The organism is uncultured Shewanella sp. (assembly GCF_947495455.1).
Taxonomy (GTDB): domain Bacteria; phylum Pseudomonadota; class Gammaproteobacteria; order Enterobacterales; family Shewanellaceae; genus Shewanella.
In genome coordinates this window covers 1-25,345 of sequence record NZ_CANLZC010000062.1, presented here as the reverse complement: position 1 = coordinate 25,345, position 25,345 = coordinate 1, and the positions used below count along the sequence as shown (strand labels likewise).

The window sequence follows — 25,345 nt, the reverse complement described above, 5'->3', positions numbered from 1 at the left end:
TATCCCTTTTTATGGGGTGCTTATTGAGTTTATTGAGTTTATTGAGTTTATTGAGCTTATTGAGCTTATTGGGTTTATTGAGTTTATTGAGTTTATTGGGTTTATTGAGTTTATTGAGTTTATTGGGCTTATTGGGCTTATTGGGCTTATTGGGCTTATTGGGCTTATTGGGCTTATTGGGTTTATTGAGTTTATTGAGTTTATTGAGTTTATTGAGTTTATTGAGTTTAGTGGTGGCCTGAGTGGAAATCGGGTTTGTTTATTATTCACCGACAGCCGTTAAAGAAGCACTTAATGGTATGAGCTGAGTGATTTGAGTCACGCCTATTTCCCATGTTTTCTCTTTTCTTATGAGGCTGATGTCATTTTTAACTTGTTTTAAAATGTCACTATGATGGGTTATCAAATGTATTATTTGTTGCTTCAAGGAGCTCAAATTGTTCGGCTGAAAATAAAGAACAGAAGATAATCCGCTTAATTGCTCTTTCAAGGCGGGCAAAGATGAAACTATCACAGGTACGCCATGGCTTAGTGCTTCTAGGGGTTTGAGGGGCGGTACCATTTGAGTAACGTCACAATTAATCCGTGGCACTACGCATCCATGGTATTGGGAATACTGTTTTGTTAGCGCATCTTGCGTGAGCTTTCCACGATAACGTATGCGCGGTGTGTCAAGTACCTTAATATGTTTTTCAATGTGCTTTTCAATATCGCCTTTAAGCGGCCCATCCCCTAGAATATCCAATGTGACTTTGTGTGTTTTTAATGCGCTCACAGTATTCATTAATCCTTCAAGGCCCTCATAAAATACTAAGCTACCGGCATAAAGCAATTTAAAGGTCGAGCCTTGTCGATGTGCTTGCATTGAAGGAGATAGTTTGAGTGTTTTGATATTCACGCAGTTGTTTAACACCACACTGGAAATGTCAGCATGATAGTGATAACGGTTTTTCATATATTTTGTGATAAAAATATTGGCACTGGCATGCTTTAATACCAAACGCTCCATATGCTCTTCGTACTTAAACTGCTCACTGGTTTTAAATTGATTGGATTGACTGCCTCCTGTGACATGCCACATGCCCCTTGCTTCATAAATAAAGGGAATACGGCATTTTCTCGCTGCAAAATACGCGGCAAGGCCATTGATATAATTAGATGAGGCTTGCAGTACATGAATTTGCCGCTGGGCAATAATATCAGCCAACTTTTGCGCATATTGTAGGGCGTATTTGATATCACTATCCACTTTATATTGTCGTGTTCCCGTCAGGCTGATGATCTCAACGCCATCGACCCATTGACGACGTTTTTGGGGTAAACCTCGATGTTTGGCCAAATCCCATGGGTAACCCAGTCGCGTGGCTATGATGACCCGATACCCCATAGCCTGATAAGCTTTCGCTTCATGTAAGGTTCTATGAGCATAGCCAGCACTGTCATAGGGCAAACTATTATGGACGACCAGCAAGATATTTTTATATTGCTGGTGGCCAGCTAAAGGCTGAGCCTTAATATGTTGCTGTGTGTCTACATGCGTACGCAAACATTGCAAGCAATGGAATAATCGGTTAATGCGCTTTTGATCTTGTTTTGTTTTATGTTTGATTTTTAATAATAGCGAATAGGCCAAACTAAGCCGTCCTTTTTGCATAGATTGGCCATAATACTTAAGTAATGATTTTCTTTTCCTAATAAAAAGCATGAGGCTAAAGTCATACCATTTAGCCAGTATGCTTTTTTTAAAGGAGAAAATTTGCTTTTTGTTGCTAGCGTGAGTTAGGCGCATGATATCAATGGCTCTGGACTAACTTGTGATTGAGTATTTGAATTTAAATAAATCCTATTCACTTTGGACGCGAGTACCGCCCAATCTCGATTCTCAATCACCCATTTACGGCTAGTGGCCTTGAGTGTTTCTCGTAGTGCTTTATCACAGATACTCATGGTGAGCTTATCAGCCAGATCGACGGCATCATCTTTTTCATGCACTAAGCCATTTTCTCCTTCAAAAATAAACTCTGCAATGGCTTGTACCGACGAGCCAATAATGACTTTGCCCATGGCCATGGCCTCAAAGGGCTTAAGGGGAGAGACAAGCTCACACACAGGTACGCCTCGCCTCGGAAAGGGGCAAATATCTATGATAGAGTAATAATCAGGGACCTTATTGTGGGCCACTCGGCCAGTAAAGATAAAATAATCATTGAGTTGAGCATCGGTGACTTGCTGTTTTAATTCGAGTAACGCCGCTCCGTCGCCTATGATGAGTACAGTAAAGCCTGTGATATTATTCTTTATCATGATTTGAATGGACTCAACCAGTAAATCCAGTCCCTCATAATCCACAATGGAGCCCACATAGCCGATGACAACATTGTCTATAGGAATATTCAGTTCTGATTTTAAGTGAGTATTTAGAGGAAGAGGCATGAAAGTATTAGTATCGACCCCGTTAGGGATCACGTGAATTTTCTCTGCGGGAATATCCCGTTTAATGAGCTCATTTTTAAGGGCTTGAGTAATAGTGATCACTGTATCGGCTTCTTTACACGCTAGCGTTTCTAAATATTGATAAGCTTCAAACTCTAGAGTGTTCGCCCACTCTGGCTCACGGGATATACGAGTAATTTCCCATAAGCCTCTCACTTCATAGATGCTGTTGATTCCTAATTCCCGCCCGGCTAACACCGCTGTGATACCATTAATATGGTTAGAGGCAGCATGAATAATACTGGTTTGGTTTTCGATGAGCTTTTGTTTAATGGCATTTTTATAATGGGTTAAATATTCATTGATGGGCACATAATTTAAACCTGGCCCGTCTAGGGATCTGTGATAGACAATGCCTTTGTAATATTCTTCATTGAGTGGCTGTTTGTTTTTAAATTGCTTTAAATCATATGGATAACCAAGTCTGGTGATAACATAAGGGTTAATACCTAATGACATTAAGTTTGATATGATCCCATGGGAGCGAGAAGCGTAGCCGCCAGAGTGGACGGGTAAGCTGTTATATAATAAATAGGCGATATTTTGATTATAGGCTTTTTTAATTTTATCAGGACTTGGAAGCGTTAATCCATTGTTGGCAATATCAATCCAGGCTTGCCAATGAGCGACTTTAGGGTGTTCGACATTCAGCTGATGGCAGAGTGTTACCGCTGCGATTAAATCCCCTTTTAGCGCATAATAATCAATGGCTTTTTTGGTCATATTTGGATATTTTTCAGCCCAGCTCTTATTGAAAAAGCTCAGCGGGCTTTTCATAATATTATCATAACCTGTTTTTATTTCATGAATGAAAGGCAATTGAGCATCGGGCTCATTATTGGTTTCAATGGCGGTGATGACATAGCGCTCGGCCAATATAGTCTCATATTTTATCGGTAATAGTTTGGCATATAATTTATATGTGTGTTTGAAATTATTATTTGCCCAAAAAATTGCTGCTATTTTTCTAGTAATATTATATGTTTCATTTGTTACTCCTTTTGAAATTAATAGGTTGGATGTTAGCTCAATATTTAATTCTTCTAAATTAATTCTGATTGTTTTTTCTATGAATTTATCGTCACCATATAAAATGATAGGTTCAATGAAGTTATTAATTACTTCTTTGTTATCTATATATTTAAATGAATCAACAAATATTTCAGTTACATCAAATTGATTAGATATTCTTTCCAATCTTTTAGTTACATGTTTTTTTAATTTTTCATTGTTAAGCTTAATTGCTGAAAATATACCATAAGGAAGAGCGAGTGAAACATTTCTTTTTACTATTTCTGTATAAATTGATTTTGAAATGTTAACTCCATTATATTCTTTAGAAAGTAATTCAATAGAGTAAACATCTAATGTATTATTTATTCCATACTTTTTTAAGTGTTTAAAAAAACCAGATACTGAAAATTTTATACCATGTTTTTTTATGATATCAATGGTGTCAGTTGCATTTCCACCATATAAGAGGTATTTTTTTCCGTATTTATCAACTAATTTAGGTTTTTCTCTATTTATTGATATTAATGCTTGGTAAAGATCTTTTGCATGCCAATAATTGTTATTAACTTTTTTTAAACCTAATTTCTCAGCATCTAATCTAATAATGGACCATAATAATACTTTACGTTTTACTTTTTTATAACCAATGGTTTTTTTTCGTATTGTGATCTTTTTCATAATCATATTATTAATCCATTAATGTTTCACTTATTGATAGTACAAATGAAGCTTTTTTACAGGATTCTTTTATAGAAATATTTTCATTACTAATATCATTAAGTGCATCGGAATAACTTTCTTGAGAAAAATATGAGCAATATAATTCTTTTGTCATTTCTGATTGCAGCTCTTTTTCCATGATTGACCTTACTACTTTTGGTGCTTCGAATGATTGTTGTACACAATCTTTTTCGATTACATCATAATCGTCATAGAATTGAACTTTTTCGATATTTAAGTGTAAGTTTTTTATGTACATACTTGCTTGTTTTATTGCATTTGAAGAAATTGACTTTTCAACTTTATCAAAAGGCATAGTTAGTAATTTCTTTGAAGCATACATTAAAATAATAGCAATTAAAAAATCATCATCTACTTCTGAATCTAGATCATTAATTTTTAAACTATATAATAGCCTTGAGCTTAATGGCGTCAAAGTGGTTTTTCCTATATCTTTATACCATGTGCGTCCAAAGTGATGCCTATTTCGGAAATTGAAATAATGTTTGTCAAGCCCATAACTATCATTCATATGACTTCCAGTATCTTTTATTCCTTTTTTAAATTCACTTTCAATTAATTCAAATTGATCAGTGAATTTTATATTTTTGTTACATTTTCTCCAATATACACATTGTTCATTAGGTGTACGATTATATACTTTTCTATGTAACTCACCTCCACCACCATGAAAGTGAAATTCTGTATTTAAAGATTTTTTTGCTGGGAAATACACGGGTGTATACACGCCCATTGAACCATTTTTCCATAGTGAATATTTTTCAGCAGAAGGTATATTATAATATTTAACTTTGTTGATATTTTTATTTAATTTAAAATTAAACTCTTTTGATAATTCTTTAGCGACTTTGAAATCATCAATGCAGTTTTTATTTGATATGAAGTTTATTTTATTTAAATCTACTTTTGACGCAATAATCAGAGCTAAGATAATGCGGCTATCTCTTCCGCCAGTAATATCTACATTTATATTCTCATTATTTTCTACTGCTGACTTTATGAATGATATCCAAATAGAAAGCCATTGGTTTATTATTGATATTCCTTCATCTGATTGAGGAGTTGTTGATTTGTATTGATGATTACAATCAATAATTTTAATTTTTTTTGTTTTTAAATCTATATGTAGTTTATTATCTATCCCTAATATATTAACCTCTTGGCATAACGTTGAATTTGATATTAATTGGTTCCCATGGCCTCCTGGTAGAAAAAATGCCTGACTTGAAGATATTGATAAAGTTAATTTTATGCTTTTTTTTTTCAGGTTTTTTATAATAAGATTATAAGAGTTAGATATAACCCAGTATGATTCTGATATATAATAAAACAATAGGTCTTGCCCCATTGGATCTGAATATAACTCAATAAATTTACCACTTCTTTTACAGATAGTATATCGACCTTCACTATGACTGGGTATTTCTCCTCCCATTCGATAGTACATATCTAAAACCTTTGACGAAGAAATATACATCCCATTAAAGGTAATCCAACCATTAATGAAAGAATTAATGTTCTCAACATTATCAGATGAGATAATTATTTCTTTATTTACCATAACAGTTTTTCCTAACTTTATAAATTGATTAATGATGATCAAGCATTTACAAAATCAAGCACATTGCTCTGCTCAAAGGCATAACGAATAAAGGCTTTGTGTTTGACAAGAATGGCAATGATATCGGCCTGTTTGATGGCGGCATCAAGGCTTGTGAGTTGCATGTTTTCAAGGGTATTGAATTTTTCCGGTAAGGCTTGAATATGGGGTTCAACCGCCAGAATATTATGTCCTTTAAGCGCTAAGGCTTGTGTGATGTTGAGTGCTGGGCTTTCACGTAAGTCATCAATATCGGGTTTGAATGAAAGGCCTAAGCAAGCGATAGTGGGCTTTTGAATATGGGCGACGGCCGCTTCAATTTTATTGATGATCCATTGGGGCTTAGCTTCATTGGTTTTTCGTGCCTGATGTATGAGTTGGGCCTCCATTGGATTTTGATTAACAATAAACCAAGGATCCACTGCGATGCAATGGCCCCCTACACCGGCACTCGGTTGCAAAATATTCACTCTAGGATGCAAATTTGCCAGCTCAATGAGTTCCCACACATTGATATTTTGTTTATCGCAAATCATAGAGAGTTCATTGGCGAAGGCGATTTGTGCATCTCGGCTGGCATTTTCGGTGAGCTTAGCCATTTCTGCAGTGCGTGCATTAGTGGCGATGCAACGGCCTTTATGAACAAATTGCTGGTAAAGGGCAATAGCCGCTTTAGTACTGGCGTTATCCATGCCGCCTATGATGCGATCATTTTCGACTAATTCCCGTAGTACTTGACCGGGCAGAACGCGTTCAGGGCAGTGAGCAATAAAAATGTCAGGGGTTTCGCCTGAATTCACCGTATGAGGAAAGCTTAAATCGGATCTGGCAGCTTGTAGCCAGTGGGCCATTTGTTCAGTGGCTCCCACAGGAGAAGTGGATTCTAATACCACTAAGTTTCCTTTTTGCAGTTGAGGGGCGATTGCAGTAGTGGCAGCTTGAATATAGCTTAAATCCGGTTGGTGTTCATCGCCAATAAAGGGAGTGGGCACGGCAATTAAAAAGGCGTCTGCGGCTTGCGCTTTCGTATGCGCGGTTAAGTACCCTTCTTTTACTGCTTGTTTGACGACAGTTTCAAGCCCAGGTTCAACAATATGAATTTGACCTTGGTTTATGATGTTTACCGCATTTTGATTAACATCAATACCTTTAACACGAATGCCATTACTGGCAATCACAGCTGCTGTGGGTAAGCCTATATAACCTAAGCCTATGACTGATATGGTCTCAGCTTGTATAAGATTTTGCATGATTTCCCCCTCAAGAATGATTTAACTCGAAATAATTTTTTTTTAATTTCTCTCACTTTTAGTTTTTATGTTCTAAACTTTTACTCTATTCATTTTTACTGTATTCATTTTTACTGTATTTGAATAACTGAACCTTTGTATTAATTCAATGGAGCTAGTGCGATTGTTTTTTATTGATTGCTTTTTACTGATAGCTTTTTATTTTTACTTTTGGACTTTATTGGTGGGGACAAAATATTATCTAATGTGATGTTTTATTGATGATTTTATTTTTGAACATAGCTACCGCACTAGATTTTAGCTTCTAGAATGCTGTTACTTATTGATATGTAATGATTAATTCTATTGTGTCTATGGCCTGTTTGTCTCCCGAATACAAAGTGAGGGAAGAATTATTCATTTTTTAATGTTCTATTAGATGGCATCACAGTTTTATATAATTTTTAAGCACTTGTTTATTGCACTTGTTCATCGCATTGGTTCAACGCACTGGTTTATTACACCTGTTTTAAACTAGTGCTTATGTCTATCAAGTCTCAATATCAAATTTGTTTCAAAACATCTTAATGCTGTTCATAAGCTGATAGTAAATTACAAATATTGCATTTATATGTAACGGTACCATTATTTTTGATAAAAACATATCAACTTGTATTGATAAAGTCTATTTTTGTTTTTAAAAGTAAGATTCAGATCAGAATAAATGTTTTTTTGAGTTTGTATATTTTATTTGTTTATTGATTTTGTTTTTACTAATTATAATGGCGTAATAAAAAGGCCTATGGAAATATAAATTTCCATAGGCCTTTTTTACTGGTTAAATAGATTAAATTGATATTAAAGGTAACTGATAAATAATTCAAATGGGTCGGTTTGACTTTTCTATTAAAAAGTCGTGTTTGATTTAAGCGAGTTTCATTAAAGCAGCAGGTTTTGGCTGAGTCAGAGTCAAAAAGTCATGTGGATGATGGGCTTGAATATGTTTGATGATTTTGTTTGCCGTCATGGTTTGGTGTTTAAAAAAGCTGCCATTGAGTTGAGTGCGATGACGCAATACTTGATGTAACGCTTGATATAAGTGCTCTAATACTGGGCTGGGATCTGTCCAAAAGCTATCGAGCCCTGACTGATGGGTTAAGCCCTTTAGATTATACAAGGCTCTGCCCAAACAGCAGGTGGGTACACTATGGTGTAATGCCGATAGTCCAACCGTACTATTAATAGTGATGACCCCAGTTAACAGTGGGTACAGGGGGGGCAGAGGTAATTCATAGGCGTAGTGTACTCGCCCGTGGAGTCGATATTTTTCTATTAGGCTATTGATCTGCTTTTTGTAGCTGACAAATCCTCTGTCCATGGGGTGATGTTTAAAGATGAGTTGGCTATTGTGTGGCGCATATCGGCTAAAGGAATGCATCACACGATTGATCATATCTGTGACGCTGCTGAGATCGGAATGCTGCCTAATTTGAAAGTCTTCACTTACCTGCAGAGGAACAAAAAACAGTTTGGCCGATGTTTGCCGTAAACTTTGCATTAACTGTTTATCTGGGCCTTTACGTAACAATTTGATTGCGCCTCCTTTAACCCAACTTAAGGCCTCTTGATATACATTCCAGGGGCGATGATTGTGGTAGTGGCTAAACTGCTTGGCTTTGAGGGTACGTAAAATATGGTAACGAGAAGCGAAATAAGCCCGTTGTGAAAAGGTGGGGCCGATTGCGATATTATTTTGCTCACAGCTTTCAGCAAGAGGAATGCTTTGTTCACAGATTTGTCGAATCTTAGTAAAAAGGGGGCTGAAGGCATTTACGCCTTGGGGCTCTAAAGTGATAAAGTCGGGCCTGATGTAGCCTTCTTCTAATACCCAAAAAGTCACATTCAGTTGCTGGCAGATACTGGCAGCCTGTTTATGGTAAAAGCGGCAGTCGCCAAAACAAATTACAGCATCAATAGACCATAAGCTTAGGTGGTGTTTCAAATAGCTAGACCATTCGTGCCTTTGTCCGATAAAGGCTTGATTATGACCATCTATGGGCCAAGATTGATCGCCGCCATTAAAATCAATCTTATACACTTGATGCTGTTGCTGAAGGAGTTGATTTCCCAAGGTTTGGAAAAATGAGCCCAAAGGGCCTTGTAACAACAAAATTTTCATAACATCCTATGTTCTCGTTATGAGCGCTGGGTGATGCGCAAACTCAACCTAAATTCATATAATAAGTGCAATACTCAACACGCTTTTAGTGTTTCAATTAAATATGACAGTTTGAGTTGCCAACGTCGCCAATAAGATTGCTGGCTTTTTACATTGACTTTGTTGTCAGCCATTTTGGCAATCAATTGCTCTGGAGTGATCCGTAATCGTGTTTCCCAATCAATATAGATAGGGTATAAAGCGACACAAATATACACTAAAATGGGCAAGCTAAGTGTGCGCCGCCTATCATTTGCAGGATATTTATCTTGTGTGAGTCCCCAGCCAGAATAAAAAGGTTGCCCCCAAGTCACCACAGGAACATTTCTCAGTAGGGCTTCAAAACCGCTTAATGACGTCATAGTGTGTAAAGCATTAATATGAGGGTAAAGTGCCGTTAAGCTCATGTCGGTTACATGAGCATCGACGCAAGTTTCCATGCAGGCTTTAGATATTTGTCCTTTGCGATTTCCTGCAACAACATCGGGATGGGGTTTATAGATAATAAAGGCATCTGGGTTATCGTTTCTCACGGCCCATAATAAGGCTTCATTACTGGTGATTTGTAAGCTACCGGTAATAATAGAGGCATCGCCATCCACTTGCCCTACCACGAGTAAAGGCTTTTGCTGACCGCGGGAAGGAATATTCAAATCTTTTAAGGTGAATGGGTTGCTTCCGGTGAGATTATATTTATTGATGTCGTTATCCACCAGTAACTTGATTAAGGTTTGCCCTCGGCGATACATGTCATCATCGATGTCAATATGATTGAGTTTTTCTCTTAAGGTGTTGTTCACTTGTGCATTAAAATACATGCCTAAGGGATCGATGATAAGCGACGAAGGTCTGGCTAAATTGGAACCTAAGCCACTGGAGCGAATAAAGCCATCTTCAATGCGAATGGCCTGAGTGAGTTCGGGGTATTTGTTGCCCCAAACGACAATTCTGTCATTAGGATTGATGTGCTTTGGCATTTTTTTAATAAATTTGACTTGGTTACTAAGCTTTTGACAAAACTCTAAAAGAAAAGCCCGTTTCCAAAATGAAAAGCCTAATAAATAGAGTGTGTTGTATCTAATTTCTGTTTTATTTTGTTGAGCAATTAATGCGATGGCATTTTCCGGCGTCGAAGGTTTAAGAGTGATGGGATCAAAGTACAAAGGGTATTGAATTAAGCTCGCAGCGACTAATTGATTAAGGGAAACCGATTGTCTTCGTTCGCACTCTTTATCATCTTGAGTGAGTCCCCATCCTGCATAAAAGGGCATGCCAAAACAGTGCACTGGCTTACCTAATAACAAGGCTTCAAATCCCATTTGCGAAGAGACAGTAAATACTGCTTGAGCGTGGCGAATAAGCGCATGAGGATGACAAGACTGGCTTTCTAAAATGACGCGGTTTTTTAAATGTTCGGGTAATACTTGTGCCACCTTGTTGGCCAAAACGCCGGATTTACGGCCTAAGCGTGTATCTGGATGTGTTCTAATGACCAATTGACTATTAGGGTAAAGCAGGCCTGCTTTTTCAAGCATACGATGAAAATCGGCGGGACAGGCCAATGCCCCTTCAATGGATTGATCGCCACTGACTTGATCAACAATCAGTACCATTTCTCGATTCTGTAATGCTCTGATTAACGATGAAGGCAATAGATGTTGAGCATTGAATTGGGTATAACAATTATATTTAGTGATCCCGTGTTCAATGAAGCTGGCTGCGAGTTTTTGAGCGCGAACTAAAGTGGCTTCATTACAAGGAGTATTGATTAATTGCTCTAAAGTGGAAGGCTGCCTAGCATCATAATAAATACCGATTTTATCGGCTATCATAGACACGGCTTGCCCTTGATTATTAGGGTGGCCCGCGTAGCCAATAAAGCCATCTTCTAGGTGCATAAAGGCACAAGAAAGCGTATTGGCAAGGGCTTTGAGTTTGAGGGCATTAGGTTTGACCCCCCAGCCGACAAGGGTGTCAGATCCAGGGTGCAATTGATGGTGATTATGTTTAGAAAGCCGCTGAATGTCTTGGTTTAGACAGGCTTTAATATTGGCCTTTCTCGCTAAAATGCCCGCTGATGTGGTATATAGAGTCATAAAATCGGCTACTGGTACTCGCTATTGGTTACTGAAAGTGGTTTGTCGCGTCTTTAAGCATATTAAAGGTACTGAATTAATGAAGGGCGACTTGATTAAAGAGTGTTCAACTTTGAGTCTGTGTCGAACATGCAATAACTCTGTTGTTGTGTCAATGTAATTGAGTTATTTTTTTCTTTAGAGTAGGTTACAATTAAGAATTTATAAGTGTGATGGTTTTATGGCCTTTGAATTAGATAAACAGCTTGCAAAAGAGACAATAAAAATTATCAGTTTGCCTTTGTGCGATGTTCTGCTCAGTAAGGAAGACATAGGGCCTTGGCTGATTTTAGTGCCAAGAGTCGACAATAAAACAGAACTTTTTCAATTAACGCCAAAAGAGCAACAGCAGTTATTACAAGAGTCCTCTTTGATTGGTGAAATGTTAAAAGTGGAATTTAACGCCGATAAAATCAATGTGGCCGCAATAGGCAATATTGTGTCGCAATTGCATGTGCATCATGTGGCGCGTTTTTATCAAGATGGCATTTGGCCTAAACCCATTTGGGGAAATACTTGCGGTCAGCAAATGAGTGACGATAAGCTTAATCATTTAATGGAGCAGATAGGCACTTATTTAACCGCGCGTCTGTGATCGAGTCTGTGTACGAGTCTGTTATCGGGACTGTTCTGTGAGCTGGTCTTTAATGTGCTCTATTATTTGGTCTTAAATGTGAGTCTAATGTGAAAAAATCCCCGTGCAACGTGGATCTGCACGGAGGTTTGAGATGCGTACTGTCAGAGAGCGCTGCAGCTTCTTCTATTGAAGATCCTTTTTAGACTCTTTCTTCTTCTCTTCTTCTTCTCTTCTTCTCTTCTAATTCGTTTTCTTATAACTGGTTATTTTTATACATAGTTTTCATTGACGATACTGCGCACTTTTTCTAAATCATCATAAGTGTCCACCCCATGTCTTGGGGCTTTATCAATCAAGGCTACTTGAATATGTACATCATTAAAAATGGCTCTTAGCTGCTCTAGCTTTTCTAATTCTTCAAGGGTCGAACTTGGCCAAGACTGATATTGGTATAAGGCTGAAACACGATAGGCATACATGCCAATATGGCGCAGCCACGGATTACTGGGCGTATTAAAATCGGCCTGTTCAAAACCATCTCGTGCAAAGGGAATGGCTGAGCGCGAAAAATAAATCGCTTTGCCATTGCGGTCACACACTACTTTGACACAATTGGGATTAAGCAGATCTTCTTGGTGTTTTATTTGGCAGCCTAAAGTTGCCATACCCGCTTTGGGGTGGTTGGCTAAAGTTTTTGCTGTTAATTCTATCAGTTCAGGTTCTAATAAAGGCTCGTCGCCTTGTAGATTGACCACGATAGTGTCTTCAGCCCAGTTTAAACGCCTAGCGACTTCTGCCAGCCGTGATGTGCCTGACTCATGTTCACTGGATGTCATGACCACATTGGCACCAAAGTCTGTGGCAATTTGCCCTGTTTCTGTATGATCTGTGGCAATAACAATGTTTTTATTGCCAATAAGTGTTTCCATAGCACGTTGATAGGTATGCCAAATCATAGGCTTACCCGCTATTTTCATTAAAGGTTTACCCGGTAAACGCGTCGACGCGAACCGAGCCGGAATAACAATTTTATACTGCATGTTAGTGTTCTTTTCGTCGATAAGGATTTCTATTGCTACGTGCTAATTTTTGATTATTAAAATCATATAAGTATTTGTTTTTTTTATTTATTGAAAGTTATTCAATACTTGCCCAAAAACATTAGTCTAACTAGCCAAAAGTATTAGTGTACTTTAAACTTGACAGTAAGTGTTAACTACTTTTCGCTTTCCTAATGTAAAAAAGAGTATAAGAAAATTAAATTTTATTATTTTTCATTTTATTAGATAAATAATCTAACAAATTATCCAGAGTCGACGGCTTTGTAGAGTCTGGATTAAAATATTGTGGGTATAACGTTGAATATAATAAATCAGGCAGCAGCAAATAGAACTTGGATTGTTAGTTTTTTGTTCATGCAGTGTATTTAATCTAAAAAAGTTCAGAATAAGTTCTATCATTATTTGCTTGATTGAGCTTAACACTTTTTATTACAAGGTTTTTTATTTTCATTGGTTTTGTTTGAATGGTTTTTTGTGTTTATCAATCAGGTCTTTAGTAAATAAACGAGGGTTGACATAAAGTTTTCTTATTTTTCGCCATAATGGACGTTTAATTTTTTGCTTTGCTTTCCATTGAAATAACCCACTATATTGGGGGTAATGCCAGTGGTACTCTTCTTGTTTTTGTACTAACCATGCTTCGTATTGGTGTTCAATGTTAAAGCTATTGTCAACAAGGTTGGTGTATGTATTACCCAGTTTTTCAGGCTGATTGGTGAGTAAATCTTGAATTTTTTTCATCAGGTATAAGTCATTATATTTTCGTCTACGATAATAGTTGTGAGTGAGGGGTCTTGGGTGCCAAGAATGTAAGAAAAAGCGCTGTTCAAAAAGATGTTCTAGTGCATATACACTTAAATAGCGCCTAAATCCTTTGTAATTCGCTGGATGTAATGTTTTCGTATTATTTTTAAAGTCTGATGGCAAAGGAGCCAATGGAAAATGATATGCTAATTGACAAATGAGAAAAAGATCTTCTCCTCCATGACCGATAAAAGATTCATCAAACCCACCTAATCGATTAAACCAATTTTTATTAACGAGTAAGCAGCTTGATGCCAGAGCGATACCTTCAATGATGGAATTTTCGCCTTGCATATAACTTAATAAGTAATTACTAGGACTAAAATTGTTTTTGTTCTGATTGAGGCTGGCATTCTGAGTTAAATAAAAACAAGGAAACATTTCAAAGGCTTTAGTGCTTATTTGTTTAAGCTTGTTGGCTCTACCAATGAGGCTTTGTAAAAAAGTGATGTCGGCGGTTAAGTCCACATCCATAAAAAACAAGTATTCACCTTTTGAATGTTTCACCCCTTGATTTCTGGCATAAGCGGGTGAAAAGACATCGCCGAATAGCAAAGGCTCATGCATGTAAGTTACCTTAGCATTCGCCATTAAGCCTGAATCAGTTAATCTTTGATGCGCACTATCAACACTCATATCATGAATAATAATTTCACAGTCATTGAGTGATACTAATGTGCTCACCAGCGACAAAAGTCGCTGGTGTTGTTTGTCAAACGAACGCATTCCATAGGGAATAATAAAAGAGAGTTTCATAATGGGTTGATGTTAGCTTGATAGTTCAAGACTCTAGTATGGTTTTATATGGATATCTCTATATTTCTGGGTAGATATGGAGTTCTACCTTGACGTATTTCAGCATGCCATTTTAAGTAAGTTTTTTTATATTTAGCTCTTATTCCAGTAATACCAAGTACAGGGTGTAAACTAGTTTTACCTAAACTTGTTAATGACGTAAGTTGATAACTAGCAAAATAACCTATGTAATCTAAATTAATTATTGCGTCATTCCCATAAACTAATTTTATTCGGCTTAAATACTCACTATCTGAACCAACTCTAACACTATTGAAGTAGCCAAGTTCATTAAATACCTTTCTTTTAATCATTAATGAGATAGGAGCTTTTTTTATTGCGCCTGAACGATAAAAATATGCAGTTCCTTTTTGTGTTAACCTGAAACATTTTACAGTGTTTGCTATTTTATTATTTTCTTCAATATTATTTTTCTGTATAACTAATCGATCTGGATGTGAGTAGTCATCGGAGTCTTGAAATGTAATAAGTTCCCCCTTTGCTATTGACATTCCTATATTTTTGGATTTATAGGTTCCTCCATTTTCTTTTGATTGAATTAGGGTGATTCTTGGGTCATTTATTCTTTCTATAAGGCTATTTAACTTGTAATAACTTAAGCTGTCTGATTTATCATCAATGATAATAAGTTCAAAGTTGCTATAAGATTGTTCTAATATGGATTTTATTGATACTTCTACATAATCAGAATACCCATAATTAGTCATTATTATGCTTATTAATTTATTACTATTTATTTCTTTTCCTTTAAAATTAGAACTTAATTTTATGTTTTTTATTGTTATTGGGTATTCTTTTGACACAACCTTTGAGTTAATTGTTTCTTGGAATGTTTGTATTGATTTACTCTTTAAATCTTTGTGTATATAATTGTTTAGTTTTATTAGTTTTAAGTCTGGGTCTATGCTTTTATATATTTCATCTGGTATTTCAATATTTTGTTCAATTTTAATTAATGATTCATATATTAATGTTGTTTTGTCAGCGGTTTTATATTTCTCTGATAGTTTAATTATATCTTTTTTGTCATTTAAAATGAAATATAATGTCAAAATTATTAGCTTCTTTAATTCAGGGTCATATATATACTGTTCTTTATTTTTTATAACTTCATCAATATATTTTTTTATTTTTTTATTTTCATTTTCCTCAACAAGTAGTGATAGCTTTGTTTTTATGAAAATTAAATCATCTGACTTGTTCTCAATTAAATAATTATACTTATCTAGCTTCTTTAACCTTTCTGCTACTGGTTTATCTATGTTGTTATTTATTATTAATATGTTGGCTTTTAAATATCCTTCTTTTAGCCTTCTTAATTCTTTTTTTACTTTTTTTTCTTCTCCTAGTTTATCGTACATTTCTATAACTCTAAGTATATTACGTTTTCTTTCTCTATCTTGTGTGTGATCTCTTAAATATTTAGCATGAATTAATGCATTTTTAAAGTTTCCATTTTTTTTGTTTTTTTGGAATTCAATCAAGGCCTTTTCAGAGCTATCACTACAAATCATTAAATAGTGTTCTGGATCCCCCTCTTCTAACATTCTTTTATACGTTTCAATATTGAAGCTGATTTTTTTTGAATTTTTAAACTTTTTTAATAAATTTGTTTCTCTTGCCAGTAGGTGATTGATAGTATTGCTTTCTTTAAAGCAATATAGTTCTGAACCTGGAATGGATTCTAGTAAATAAGAACAAATGTATGGATAATATTTTTTGTTTTTATCATAGAATTTTTTCTTGGTTAATGTATTAGAGTTAAATATTTTAGTAAAACTAATGTCTAGATTAGGGAAGTTTGTATTTTTGAATAAGTATACGAATTCATTTAATTTTAAATTCGATTTGGCAATGGCTTCCATACGTTTTTTATGATATGTAATATTAGGTTTTACATATTTACTTGTTATATTTGATAAAAATCCATCATTATATAATAGTGATTTTTTATGAATGTATTCATATAAGTTGTTCTTTCTGTATATGTAAGATTTCTCTTGTTGTTTAATAAAATTTTTAAGTTCTGTCTCACTGCAGAAATTTATCATTAGAGTTATAACGTAATAAAATGGCTTTCCTTTTAATTGTATATTTTTTATTTTGTCTAAAAAAATTTTAGAGTTGATATAGTCTTGGTTTGTTATGAGTGTTTTGACTATGCTAATTATTATTTTTTTATTTATCTTTTTATTTTCAATAATATTATCATAAAGTATAGATAGATCTATCTCATTATTTTTTGATAATTTAATTAAGCAATCGTAATCTAGATATTTAATTAAATTCTCTTCTTTTAAAAAAGTATAGTGTTTATTTAATGTGTTATATTTGAATCCACCATCGATTTTTTTTATTAATAGTTCTTTTGCTTCGTTTTTTCTGCTGTTGATTAAAAAATCTAATGATATTGAGTTTTCTTCAATGTTTGCATAATTAGATTTGAGATATATTGATATTACCTTATATATATTTTCTGTATTTCTATGTTTGCTGTGATATTTGAAAAGCCAAAAAATTAGACTGTTGTATGATATTTCTTTATCTAAATTTAAATTGTCAATAAAAGTGCTTTTGGTTCCTCTTTTTGTTATTGACTTAATATAAATACGTATAGCATATAGCCTTAATATATCCAGCATTGATTAACCTTATTTTAAGTGATGTTCTGTAATATCTTTTATAAGGAAACCTTATTACAAATAACAATCAACAATATCTTTAATAATGCAACCTTTTAAATCCATAATTATACTATTTTCCTTTTTAACTAAGGTTAACTTTTCGTGAGAGTAGTTTTTGAATTCATCATGAGCTACCGCAACAATGACAGCATCATATTTTTTATTTGGAAAGCTTGAAAGAGCATTAATATTATACTCGCGGAGTATTTCATCGGTACAAGCTTCTGGATCATAAATATCTACATTGGCATTGTGATGCTTTATTTCTTTGTAAAGTTTAACAACCTGAGTATTACGTATATCAGGGCAGTTTTCTTTGAAAGTGAAACCAAGAATTAATATGTCTGAGTCAACAACATGAATTTTTTTATTATTCATGGCTTTTGTTAACTTATTAGAAACGAAGCTTACCATATTTTCATTTAAGCGTCTGGACGTGAGAATTAGATCTGGATATAAACCTAAACTTTCTGCTTTATGGGCAAGGTAATAAGGATCCACTCCAATACAATGGCCACCAACTAAACCCGGTAACAGTTTTTGAAAATTCCATTTGGTACTGGCAGCTTCAATAACTTCTTTTGTATTTATGTCTAGACGATCGAAAATCATACTTAGTTCATTAATGAGTGCAATACTGACATCTCTTTGCGTATTTTCAATTACTTTTGCAGCTTCTGCTACTTTAATTGAAGGGGCCTTATGAGTGCCAGCTATAATGATCTCTTGATATACTTTATCAATATAGTCTGCAGTCTCAGGAGTTGAACCTGATGTTATTTTAATTATTGTGGGGAGTCTATTTTTTTTGTCGCCAGGGTTGATACGCTCTGGACTGTAACCAACATGAAAATCTTTATTAAAAATTAGGTTTGATTCTTGCTCTAATGCAGGTACGCTGACTTCTTCTGTTGCTCCAGGGTATACAGTTGACTCAAAAACTACAATATCATTTTTATTGAGGACGCTACCAACTAATTCGCTAGCTTTGCGAACAATACTAATATCTGGAATATTATGCTCATCAACAGGTGTTGGTACGGTCACAATGTAGAAGTTTGCTTCTGTGATTTCGTTTTTATTACTAGAAAATGTAATGTTTTTAGAATCAATAAAATCTTGTTGGTCGGTTTCCTTGGTAATATCAATGTTATCTTTTAATTGTTCTATACGTGTTTTGTTTATATCAAACCCTATAGTATGATATTTCTTACCAAATTCTAGTGCTAAAGGTAATCCTACATAGCCAAGACCAATAATACATATCTTTAAATTGTTAATGTTATACATCATTTTAATTCCTTTTTAAATATTGATATTATTTTTGAATCTGCAAAGAAATTCAATGGATTGTTAATTAGTTTTTTTAGTTTTCTATTTTTATTTATTGTTTTTAATAATGCTTTTATTAATTGATAGGCTGGTAGTTGTATATAGCGTAAAATTTTATTTTCAACCCATGGATTAGCGTTGAAAAGTAGATTGTTAACACTACATCTTAAATTTTCATTTAATTGTTTCTGTTCATGCAGTCCGTGTTGAACTAAATAATTTGCTTTTAACCATTCATGTTCTCTTTGTAGAACAATTTTTTTTATTTTATTTTTTCTTAAGAATATACTAAATGCTAAGTCAATTGAACGTGGGTATCTTAAACATTGTGAAAAAGCGGAATAACCATCAATTAATGAGCTGTGAAATGCACATACTCCAGTTCCAATAACATGTACCTTTTTATCTATAATTTGCTCTTGTGGAAACTTGTAAAATTCTTTTCTGTCAGTACGAATATCAGTTGAAAACCATTTGTAATTATTCCCATGATATGAAATAACAGCTTTATTATTATAATGTTTTAGCTTGTTAACACTTTTTTTAATGTAATCTTTTGGGTAAATTATATCATCATCACAAGTAAAGTAATATCCTTTTACTTGAGCACTCCAATATAGTTTAGCTGCTGCAGCATAGTAACCGGTAGAATCCAACATGTATTCAATTTTTCTATGGTCATATTTATTTATAAAGGATGGTATTTCCTTATAACCATTAAAACAAAGGAATAATTTATCAACTTGATTAATTAAGCTATCAATTGTTTGCTCACATGAGCGTTTTCTAGATGGGATTGTAACCAATGCCGCGTATATTCCATCTGGATTATCATTATGATGCTTTATATCTAATGTTTTTCCTAACTTAATGAACTCAAGTTGTGATATATGTTTATTATCTACTTCTATATTTCCACTGTGTTTAGTGTAAAAAACAAATGAAGTGTTTTTAGTGTTATGAGCATCTTTTTTTGCTATAAGATAGTTGTCTTCATAAAATTCAATCCTAGTTTTATTTATCAAATTTGAGTGAAAGTATACTTTCACTTTATAAGCATGTTCTGGTAATAATTCAAAATTCATTTTCATCTTATATCGCCAATACCACTGCGGCCGACATGGCTATTTGAAAAATAATTTGAGTGATGTCTTTGGCAAATTGAAAGCTTTTTTCATCGGGCTTAGATAACACAAAAATTTCATCCCCTGGGCCGATGAGGCTGCTGTCATCAAGATCATCATTGACGGTAATAAAGCTGCCATTGGGTTTCATGATGAGCACGTTCATGTCATCAAGATCTCGATGGCTGCCGCCCGCTTTGTTAATGAAAGCTTCTATATCCAATTTAGGGTTATAGGCGATGGCCGTGGGAAACATGACTTCACCATGAATGATCACTAAGTGACGTTTGGCTGGGATCACGACGCGATCCCCTTGCTGTAAAATGATTTGACTGAGATCTTGACTATCATTTAACAAGACTTGGCCTTTAGGGGTGACTTGGCGGGCCTTGTCTATCCATTGCAAAATAATTTTTGCTTCGGCGGCTCGTAGCTCTGCGGCTTCTTTGGTATCGGAGCGTTTAGTGAGTACGCTTTGCTCAAGGGAAGACAATGAGGCTTGCAGCATGTCATATTGTCTTTTGGCCACAGAAGGGCGGTAAAGTTGCACTGCAGCTTGATTAGATAGCGCCGTAAATTGGGTCTTGTCCAGTAAATCTTTCAGGCTCGCTCCCCAAGGAAGTACTGTCTCTTGAGCAGAATTATGTTCGCCAATCACATCGACGCTGATGGTTTGGGCTCTGAGTTGAGAGCTTATTTTAATCAAGGCGCCGGGATTAACTTTTACATTGGCCGCCTGAGCTAGGGTATATTGCTTGGCATTCACCGCACGATTGGTATTGCTGAATAAAGGCGATGGGCTGCTTTGTGTCTCTGCTGTTTTAGCTTTTGCATTTGCAGCTGTATTCGCCGTTACTCTAGTTGATTCAGTCGATGGGTGAGCGGCTGATGCCTCTTGTTCGGCTTCAATCACTGTAATATGAGTGGCCCGCTCGTCAATGACCACGGCCTGTAAAATACTTTCCAGGGAGGAATGGCGATTGAGTTCATATTGTCCATGAAAACCAATTTCACCTTCTAGGGTCACTTCTCCTTGTTTGGGGCCGATAAAGATCACATCACCGTCTTGAAATTGCAGGGATGGCATCTGGCCTTGTTGCAAAAATTGGTATAAGTCGACCTGCGCTAAGCTTTGATTATTCCGTTTCACTTGAATATTGCGATAACTGCCGATATCTTGGCGAATACCGCCAGCTTGATCGATAAAACGCAGCACGCTATCGGCGCTTTGACCGGGATAGAGTCCAGGTTTGACCACCATGCCTGCGAGGAAGACTTTGACCTCTTGACTGGACATGAGTGACACATAGACTTCGACATTGGCTTTATAGACACGTTTAACACTGTTTAAAATCACTTGATTTAAGTGACTATTAGTGATCCCAAGCACTTTAATGGGGCCCACTTTTGGAATGAAAATATTGCCTTGGGGATCGACACTGATCTCGGCTTGGTAATCGATAGCGCCCCAGATCTGAATAAGCAGTTTATCCCCTTGAGTGATGACATAATGGGGATTAATGGCGGAGAAGGCCGTTTCACTAAATCCCCCTTCAAATAACCAACTGCCATATCTTTGAGTGGCGTGAGTGTCGCTAATACTAGGGGTGATCTCAGTGGTAGGATCTTGCTGTAAGCTGGCTGACACGCCTTGAGTACAGGCAATAAATAAACAGAGCATACGGGTTAATGTGCGTAAGAGGGCATTCATTCGCGATGTTCCTTGATAATGGCAATAATTAAACGGCCGACTAAATACAGTAAAAGGAGAACGACAAACCAAGTCATAATGTTATAAAGGCGTTTGGGGTACTGGTTGTCTTGGGCGATTCTGGGGGACTCAACCATTAATAAATGCTTTAATTGCTTAAAGGCGTCACCTCTCATTTGTTCAAGGGTGATGAGCGATGATTGGTACAGATCCGATGCCAGTTTAGTATTGAGTTCAATGTCTTTAAAACGTAAGTTCACTTTATTTAATGAGGGTTTATCTTCTTGTGTGAGCTTTTGTTTTTCTTGTGCTAATTGCAGTTTGAGTGCATCGATTTGAAATTGCTTGGCAATGATTTCGCTGGCATCATTTTGCATATAAGCATTTAAGGACTTAAATTCGGCTTGCTTGGCAATGATTTGCGACTCGAGTTGGTTGATGGCTTCCAGTAAGGCCGCGCTTTGTCGCTCGGGATTAAATAAGCTAAATTCATCCTGAAAAGCAATCAATTTAACTTCTTGTTGTTTTAATTCGTCATAGGCGCGATTGACTTCCTTTTTTGCATATTCGAGTTGTTGCTTGGCCATGCTCTCGCCCAGCTGATTGATAAATGCCTTGCTGATCTTAAGGAGCGCTTGGGTCGTTGTTAGGGCAAACTCAGGTGTAAAAGCCTGCACTTCAACGGTTAAAATCTCTGACATTTCATCATAGCTAACGTGAATGTGTTTTTGGTAATAAGCGATGTACTCTTCTTGACTGCTGGTGCTTGATAAGCGGCTGATGATGTCCCAAGTGTGGGCTTGATAATGTTGTTTGAGTTTTACTTGTGTATTTAATGCCAGCGCCATTTCAGGTGAGCGAATGTATTCTTGTAAAATAAGCGCATCACGCATAGTGGGAGAGTTACCTGTGATGGCGGCCAGCCCCATAAGAGGCACTGGGCTCTGATCCGCTTGCTTAACGACAAATTGTGCTTGGCTCACATATCTGGGCGAGGCGATAACGCTAAAGTAAACCACTATGAGTAAGGAGGCGGCGATCACTAGTGCAAATGATCCTAACTTGGCCCATGTTTGGTATAAGGTTTTTCTTGTGTGTATATAGGCTTTAGAGTCTGCGAGAAATAATTTGGGATTTCGGCGTAACTTGCGTATTTTTCGTTCCACTTGACTCAGTGGTTGTCCTTTTTTTTGAAAAGTCATTTTGTTAAAAGTCATGGGCATAATGGTTAACTTATATACGTTTTCTGGTATTCATTGATGGCATCATCCAGTGTGTCGAAATACAACAAGCTTTGCTGCTTTATGAGCAGACCCGCCTGACAATGACGTTTGAGTTCGGTTAATGAGTGGCTCACCATAATGAGTCGAGTTTGGTTGAATTTTTCTTTGAGTATGGCTTCACTTTTTCGTCTAAAGTTCGCGTCACCAACGGCACCAAGCTCATCGATGAGCAAGACATCAAAGTCAAAATCAAAGGCCATGGTCAGTCCAAAGGTGATGCGTGACCGCATGCCGCTGGAGTAGTTTTTAACGGGCTCATCAAAAAACGCGCCAATTTCTGCAAAATCTTGCACGCTTTGCTCTATGGGTAATGTGTGTTTATAGCCGTGTATTCTTGCGACAAAACGCACATTTTCACGTGCACTCATGGAGCCTTGCAGGCCACCTTGTAAGCCTAACGGCCAGGAAATATTGAGCGGTGAATGAATATGCCCTTTAGTAGGGTTGTCGGCGCCGCCCATCATACGAATGAGTGTGGACTTGCCCACGCCATTGGGGCCCAGCACGGCAATATTTTTATGGGTCGGTAAGTCGAGACTGACATTGTTAAAAACGTAATGGCGTCCTTGCTTAGTGGCGTAAGATTTAGTGATATTGTCAAAATAAATCATGAGCCGATAAACCTTTGGCGAAATAAATGAAAAGTGGCTAAGCCGCTACTAAAGCTCAGTAAGGCACTTAAACTTAAATAAGCCCAACTGCCTACGGGTGAATCATAAGCATAAAAAAAGCAGGCTCTGCTGAGCTCAATGGCATGAAAAATGGGATTCCAGTCAAACAAATACCAATATTGCGCTGGGATCATGACGGCGCAGAAAAAAATGCCCGAAACAAAAAAGAGTGGCCGAGTGATCAACTGGATGAGTTTTTTACTGTCTGGCCAATAGCTGACAGCGGTGCAAAGCAATAAGCCTAATCCAATCGTAAAAATTATCAGCAGCAGGCTGGCGCTTAGCACGCCCAGTAAGTTATTGGGCCTAGCATCAAATCCCAGCCAAGCCATCACACAAAAGATAAGGCAATAAACAACCAAAAAGGTCATCAGCTCTATGATGATCCGCGTGATAATAGGATCCATTGCTGTGACTTGGCGATAGCTTAATAGTCCTTTGTTCGCTTCGATGGCGGCGCTTAGTTGAGTGAGCAGTTTTCCAAAGAGTTTAAAAGGTAAGATCCCCGTAAAAAGAAACAGAGCAACGGGAATATCGGCGACACTATTGCGGCCTATTAAGGAAAAGATGAGGCCTAAAATGGCAACTTGTCCTACAGGCTCGGCAATGGCCCAAAAATAGCCCAGTCGATTGCTGCCAAAGCGAGTTTTTATTTCCCGCATTAACAAAGCAAAAATCACATCTTTGGTAATTTGCCAGCTATTGCGTTGAGGGCGAATGACGTCCAATTTCGATCCTTGATGATTTTGAATAAGTTTTGAATAAGTTTTGAATAAGTTTGAATATAAGTTTGAATATAAGTTTGAATATAAGTTTGAATGAGTTTGAATGAGTTTGAATGAGTTTGATAAATAAGTGTGAATGCAGACGAATATCGTGCTTCAGCTTTCAATCCTTGATGATTTTGAATAAGTTTGAATATAAGTTTGAATATAAGTTTGAATATAAGTTTGAATGAGTTTGATAAATAAGTGTGTGAATGCAGACGAATATCGTGCTTCAGCTTTCAATCCTTGATGATTTTGAATAAGTTTGAATATAAGTTTGAATGAGTTTGATAAATAAGTGTGAATGCAGACGAATATCGTGCTTCAGTTTCAATCCTTGATGATTTTGAATATAAGTTTGAATGAGCTTGATGTACTCGTTCTCTATATATTTCGGTATTGTGTTTCAGTTTTAATGTTTGTGTGTCGCTTTAAGGTTTTGTGTGGCTCTGTATGGGTCCTTTGATTTTGCTATAGGCACATTTTCTACAGGTATAGCTACCGCACAAAGTTATGGCTCTTTGAATGCCGATGTCATGATTTGTACGAAAATAAAAGTGGAATAAATCAAGGCGCAGCAGGGCAGGTCAGCGCTTTATTGAGGCTGAGCTGTATCCACTGAATGCGTTAATGATGTAATCGAGATGGGAGGCTAGGCGACCAACTCAATGTCCTTATTTTTACTTCTTGTCCGTTTTTTTGTTGGTGCTGATATAGAAGCTAAATGGCTTATTTTTTTGCCAATTTAAGCATGACTTTCAGAGCGGATAGAATAAATTTCCTTCTTGTTTGTGTCAACATTGTGTTGACTCATGGAATACTCAAGTGCGGGTTGCTTTTTCAATAAGTTTATTTGTAAGTATTTGTTTATAAAGTGTTTAATGTTTTTTGTGATTGGCTTGTGAATGTTTTGAGTGGTAATTCACAGTTTATTAATGGCTTATCTCTTACATTTTTAATCTTCATTCTCTGAAAGTCAGTCAAGCCCTTCGCTTACCTTTTAGGTTGTATACCCGTGACTGATGAATCCCCAGTTTTTTTACTCACAGGTGATTCCCAGGAAGTTGATTTTATTTGGGAACTTT

At 36.2% G+C, this 25,345-nt stretch carries 17 protein-coding genes; 2 read left to right on the top strand and 15 right to left on the bottom strand.

What is annotated here, in order from left to right:
* Positions 1 to 23 precede the first annotated feature (23 nt).
* A complete protein-coding gene (locus tag Q0791_RS15615; protein ID WP_299008285.1) occupies positions 24 to 242 on the top strand; it encodes a hypothetical protein in 219 nt (72 codons plus the stop codon).
* Between the two features lie 20 nt (positions 243 to 262).
* On the opposite strand, the gene Q0791_RS15610 is transcribed toward Q0791_RS15615, so the two are convergent.
* The 6 genes from Q0791_RS15610 to Q0791_RS15585 form a co-directional block, all read right to left on the bottom strand.
* Positions 263 to 1,654 (bottom strand): glycosyltransferase, encoded by a 1,392-nt coding sequence (locus Q0791_RS15610; RefSeq protein WP_299008282.1) that lies wholly within the window; start codon positions 1,652 to 1,654, stop codon positions 263 to 265.
* Between the two features lie 125 nt (positions 1,655 to 1,779).
* On the bottom strand, positions 1,780 to 4,191 hold the full coding sequence (locus tag Q0791_RS15605) for a glycosyltransferase family 4 protein (protein ID WP_299008279.1): 2,412 nt from the start codon (positions 4,189 to 4,191) through the stop codon (positions 1,780 to 1,782).
* Between the two features lie 4 nt (positions 4,192 to 4,195).
* Positions 4,196 to 5,809, bottom strand: a complete 1,614-nt coding sequence (locus Q0791_RS15600) for a hypothetical protein (RefSeq protein ID WP_299008276.1) — start codon at positions 5,807 to 5,809, stop codon at positions 4,196 to 4,198.
* 38 nt (positions 5,810 to 5,847) lie between these two features.
* Positions 5,848 to 7,086, bottom strand: coding sequence for a UDP-N-acetyl-D-mannosamine dehydrogenase (gene wecC, locus Q0791_RS15595; RefSeq protein WP_299008310.1), 1,239 nt, complete (start codon positions 7,084 to 7,086; stop codon positions 5,848 to 5,850).
* Positions 7,087 to 8,002: 916 nt separating this feature from the next.
* Positions 8,003 to 9,256, bottom strand: coding sequence for a capsular biosynthesis protein (locus Q0791_RS15590; protein ID WP_299008273.1), 1,254 nt, complete (start codon positions 9,254 to 9,256; stop codon positions 8,003 to 8,005).
* Between the two features lie 74 nt (positions 9,257 to 9,330).
* The gene (locus tag Q0791_RS15585) at positions 9,331 to 11,391 is read right to left on the bottom strand and encodes a capsular polysaccharide biosynthesis protein (protein ID WP_299008270.1); all 2,061 of its coding nucleotides are present in this window, start codon (positions 11,389 to 11,391) and stop codon (positions 9,331 to 9,333) included.
* A gap of 220 nt (positions 11,392 to 11,611) precedes the next feature.
* On the opposite strand from Q0791_RS15585, the gene Q0791_RS15580 reads away from it, so the two are divergent.
* The gene (locus Q0791_RS15580; RefSeq protein WP_299008268.1) at positions 11,612 to 12,025 is read left to right on the top strand and encodes an HIT domain-containing protein; all 414 of its coding nucleotides are present in this window, start codon (positions 11,612 to 11,614) and stop codon (positions 12,023 to 12,025) included.
* 251 nt (positions 12,026 to 12,276) lie between these two features.
* Here Q0791_RS15580 and kdsB read toward each other — a convergent pair whose 3' ends face one another.
* From kdsB to Q0791_RS15535, 9 genes are all read right to left on the bottom strand, one after another.
* Entirely contained in the window at positions 12,277 to 13,047 is a 771-nt protein-coding gene (kdsB, locus tag Q0791_RS15575; RefSeq protein WP_299008266.1) for a 3-deoxy-manno-octulosonate cytidylyltransferase, read from the bottom strand.
* 468 nt (positions 13,048 to 13,515) lie between these two features.
* Positions 13,516 to 14,628: a glycosyltransferase gene (locus tag Q0791_RS15570; protein WP_299008264.1), complete on the bottom strand. Its 1,113-nt coding sequence runs from the start codon at positions 14,626 to 14,628 to the stop codon at positions 13,516 to 13,518.
* 44 nt (positions 14,629 to 14,672) lie between these two features.
* A complete protein-coding gene (locus tag Q0791_RS15565; protein WP_299008262.1) occupies positions 14,673 to 17,330 on the bottom strand; it encodes a glycosyltransferase family A protein in 2,658 nt (885 codons plus the stop codon).
* Between the two features lie 54 nt (positions 17,331 to 17,384).
* Positions 17,385 to 18,665: a nucleotide sugar dehydrogenase gene (locus Q0791_RS15560; protein ID WP_299008260.1), complete on the bottom strand. Its 1,281-nt coding sequence runs from the start codon at positions 18,663 to 18,665 to the stop codon at positions 17,385 to 17,387.
* On the bottom strand, positions 18,662 to 19,795 hold the full coding sequence (locus Q0791_RS15555; protein ID WP_299008258.1) for a glycosyltransferase: 1,134 nt from the start codon (positions 19,793 to 19,795) through the stop codon (positions 18,662 to 18,664). Before Q0791_RS15555 ends, Q0791_RS15560 begins: the two co-directional genes overlap by 4 nt.
* 1 nt (position 19,796) lies before the next feature.
* Positions 19,797 to 21,539 carry a polysaccharide biosynthesis/export family protein gene (locus Q0791_RS15550; RefSeq protein WP_299008256.1) on the bottom strand — a complete coding sequence of 581 codons (1,743 nt, stop codon included), beginning with the start codon at positions 21,537 to 21,539 and terminating at the stop codon, positions 19,797 to 19,799.
* Positions 21,536 to 22,741, bottom strand: a complete 1,206-nt coding sequence (locus Q0791_RS15545) for a lipopolysaccharide biosynthesis protein (RefSeq protein WP_299008254.1) — start codon at positions 22,739 to 22,741, stop codon at positions 21,536 to 21,538. Before Q0791_RS15545 ends, Q0791_RS15550 begins: the two co-directional genes overlap by 4 nt.
* 26 nt (positions 22,742 to 22,767) lie before the next feature.
* Positions 22,768 to 23,433, bottom strand: a complete 666-nt coding sequence (locus tag Q0791_RS15540; protein ID WP_299008252.1) for an ABC transporter ATP-binding protein — start codon at positions 23,431 to 23,433, stop codon at positions 22,768 to 22,770.
* Positions 23,430 to 24,221, bottom strand: a complete 792-nt coding sequence (locus Q0791_RS15535; protein ID WP_299008250.1) for an ABC transporter permease — start codon at positions 24,219 to 24,221, stop codon at positions 23,430 to 23,432. The genes Q0791_RS15540 and Q0791_RS15535 overlap by 4 nt, the downstream gene beginning before the upstream one ends.
* Positions 24,222 to 25,345: the final 1,124 nt, after the last annotated feature.

What these genes read in the sequence shown, in the direction of transcription:
- Q0791_RS15600 (WP_299008276.1), bottom strand. Translation starts at nt 5,809, where the DNA reads ATGGTAAATAAAGAAATAATTATCTCATCTGATAATGTTGAGAACATT.
- Q0791_RS15610 (WP_299008282.1), bottom strand. Translation starts at nt 1,654, where the DNA reads ATGCAAAAAGGACGGCTTAGTTTGGCCTATTCGCTATTATTAAAAATC.
- Q0791_RS15580 (WP_299008268.1), top strand. Translation starts at nt 11,612, where the DNA reads ATGGCCTTTGAATTAGATAAACAGCTTGCAAAAGAGACAATAAAAATT.
- Q0791_RS15590 (WP_299008273.1), bottom strand. Translation starts at nt 9,256, where the DNA reads ATGAAAATTTTGTTGTTACAAGGCCCTTTGGGCTCATTTTTCCAAACC.
- Q0791_RS15560 (WP_299008260.1), bottom strand. Translation starts at nt 18,665, where the DNA reads ATGATGTATAACATTAACAATTTAAAGATATGTATTATTGGTCTTGGC.
- Q0791_RS15555 (WP_299008258.1), bottom strand. Translation starts at nt 19,795, where the DNA reads ATGAAAATGAATTTTGAATTATTACCAGAACATGCTTATAAAGTGAAA.
- Q0791_RS15550 (WP_299008256.1), bottom strand. Translation starts at nt 21,539, where the DNA reads ATGAATGCCCTCTTACGCACATTAACCCGTATGCTCTGTTTATTTATT.
- kdsB (WP_299008266.1), bottom strand. Translation starts at nt 13,047, where the DNA reads ATGCAGTATAAAATTGTTATTCCGGCTCGGTTCGCGTCGACGCGTTTA.
- Q0791_RS15585 (WP_299008270.1), bottom strand. Translation starts at nt 11,391, where the DNA reads ATGACTCTATATACCACATCAGCGGGCATTTTAGCGAGAAAGGCCAAT.
- Q0791_RS15570 (WP_299008264.1), bottom strand. Translation starts at nt 14,628, where the DNA reads ATGAAACTCTCTTTTATTATTCCCTATGGAATGCGTTCGTTTGACAAA.
- Q0791_RS15545 (WP_299008254.1), bottom strand. Translation starts at nt 22,741, where the DNA reads ATGACTTTTCAAAAAAAAGGACAACCACTGAGTCAAGTGGAACGAAAA.
- Q0791_RS15540 (WP_299008252.1), bottom strand. Translation starts at nt 23,433, where the DNA reads ATGATTTATTTTGACAATATCACTAAATCTTACGCCACTAAGCAAGGA.
- Q0791_RS15605 (WP_299008279.1), bottom strand. Translation starts at nt 4,191, where the DNA reads ATGATTATGAAAAAGATCACAATACGAAAAAAAACCATTGGTTATAAA.
- Q0791_RS15565 (WP_299008262.1), bottom strand. Translation starts at nt 17,330, where the DNA reads ATGCTGGATATATTAAGGCTATATGCTATACGTATTTATATTAAGTCA.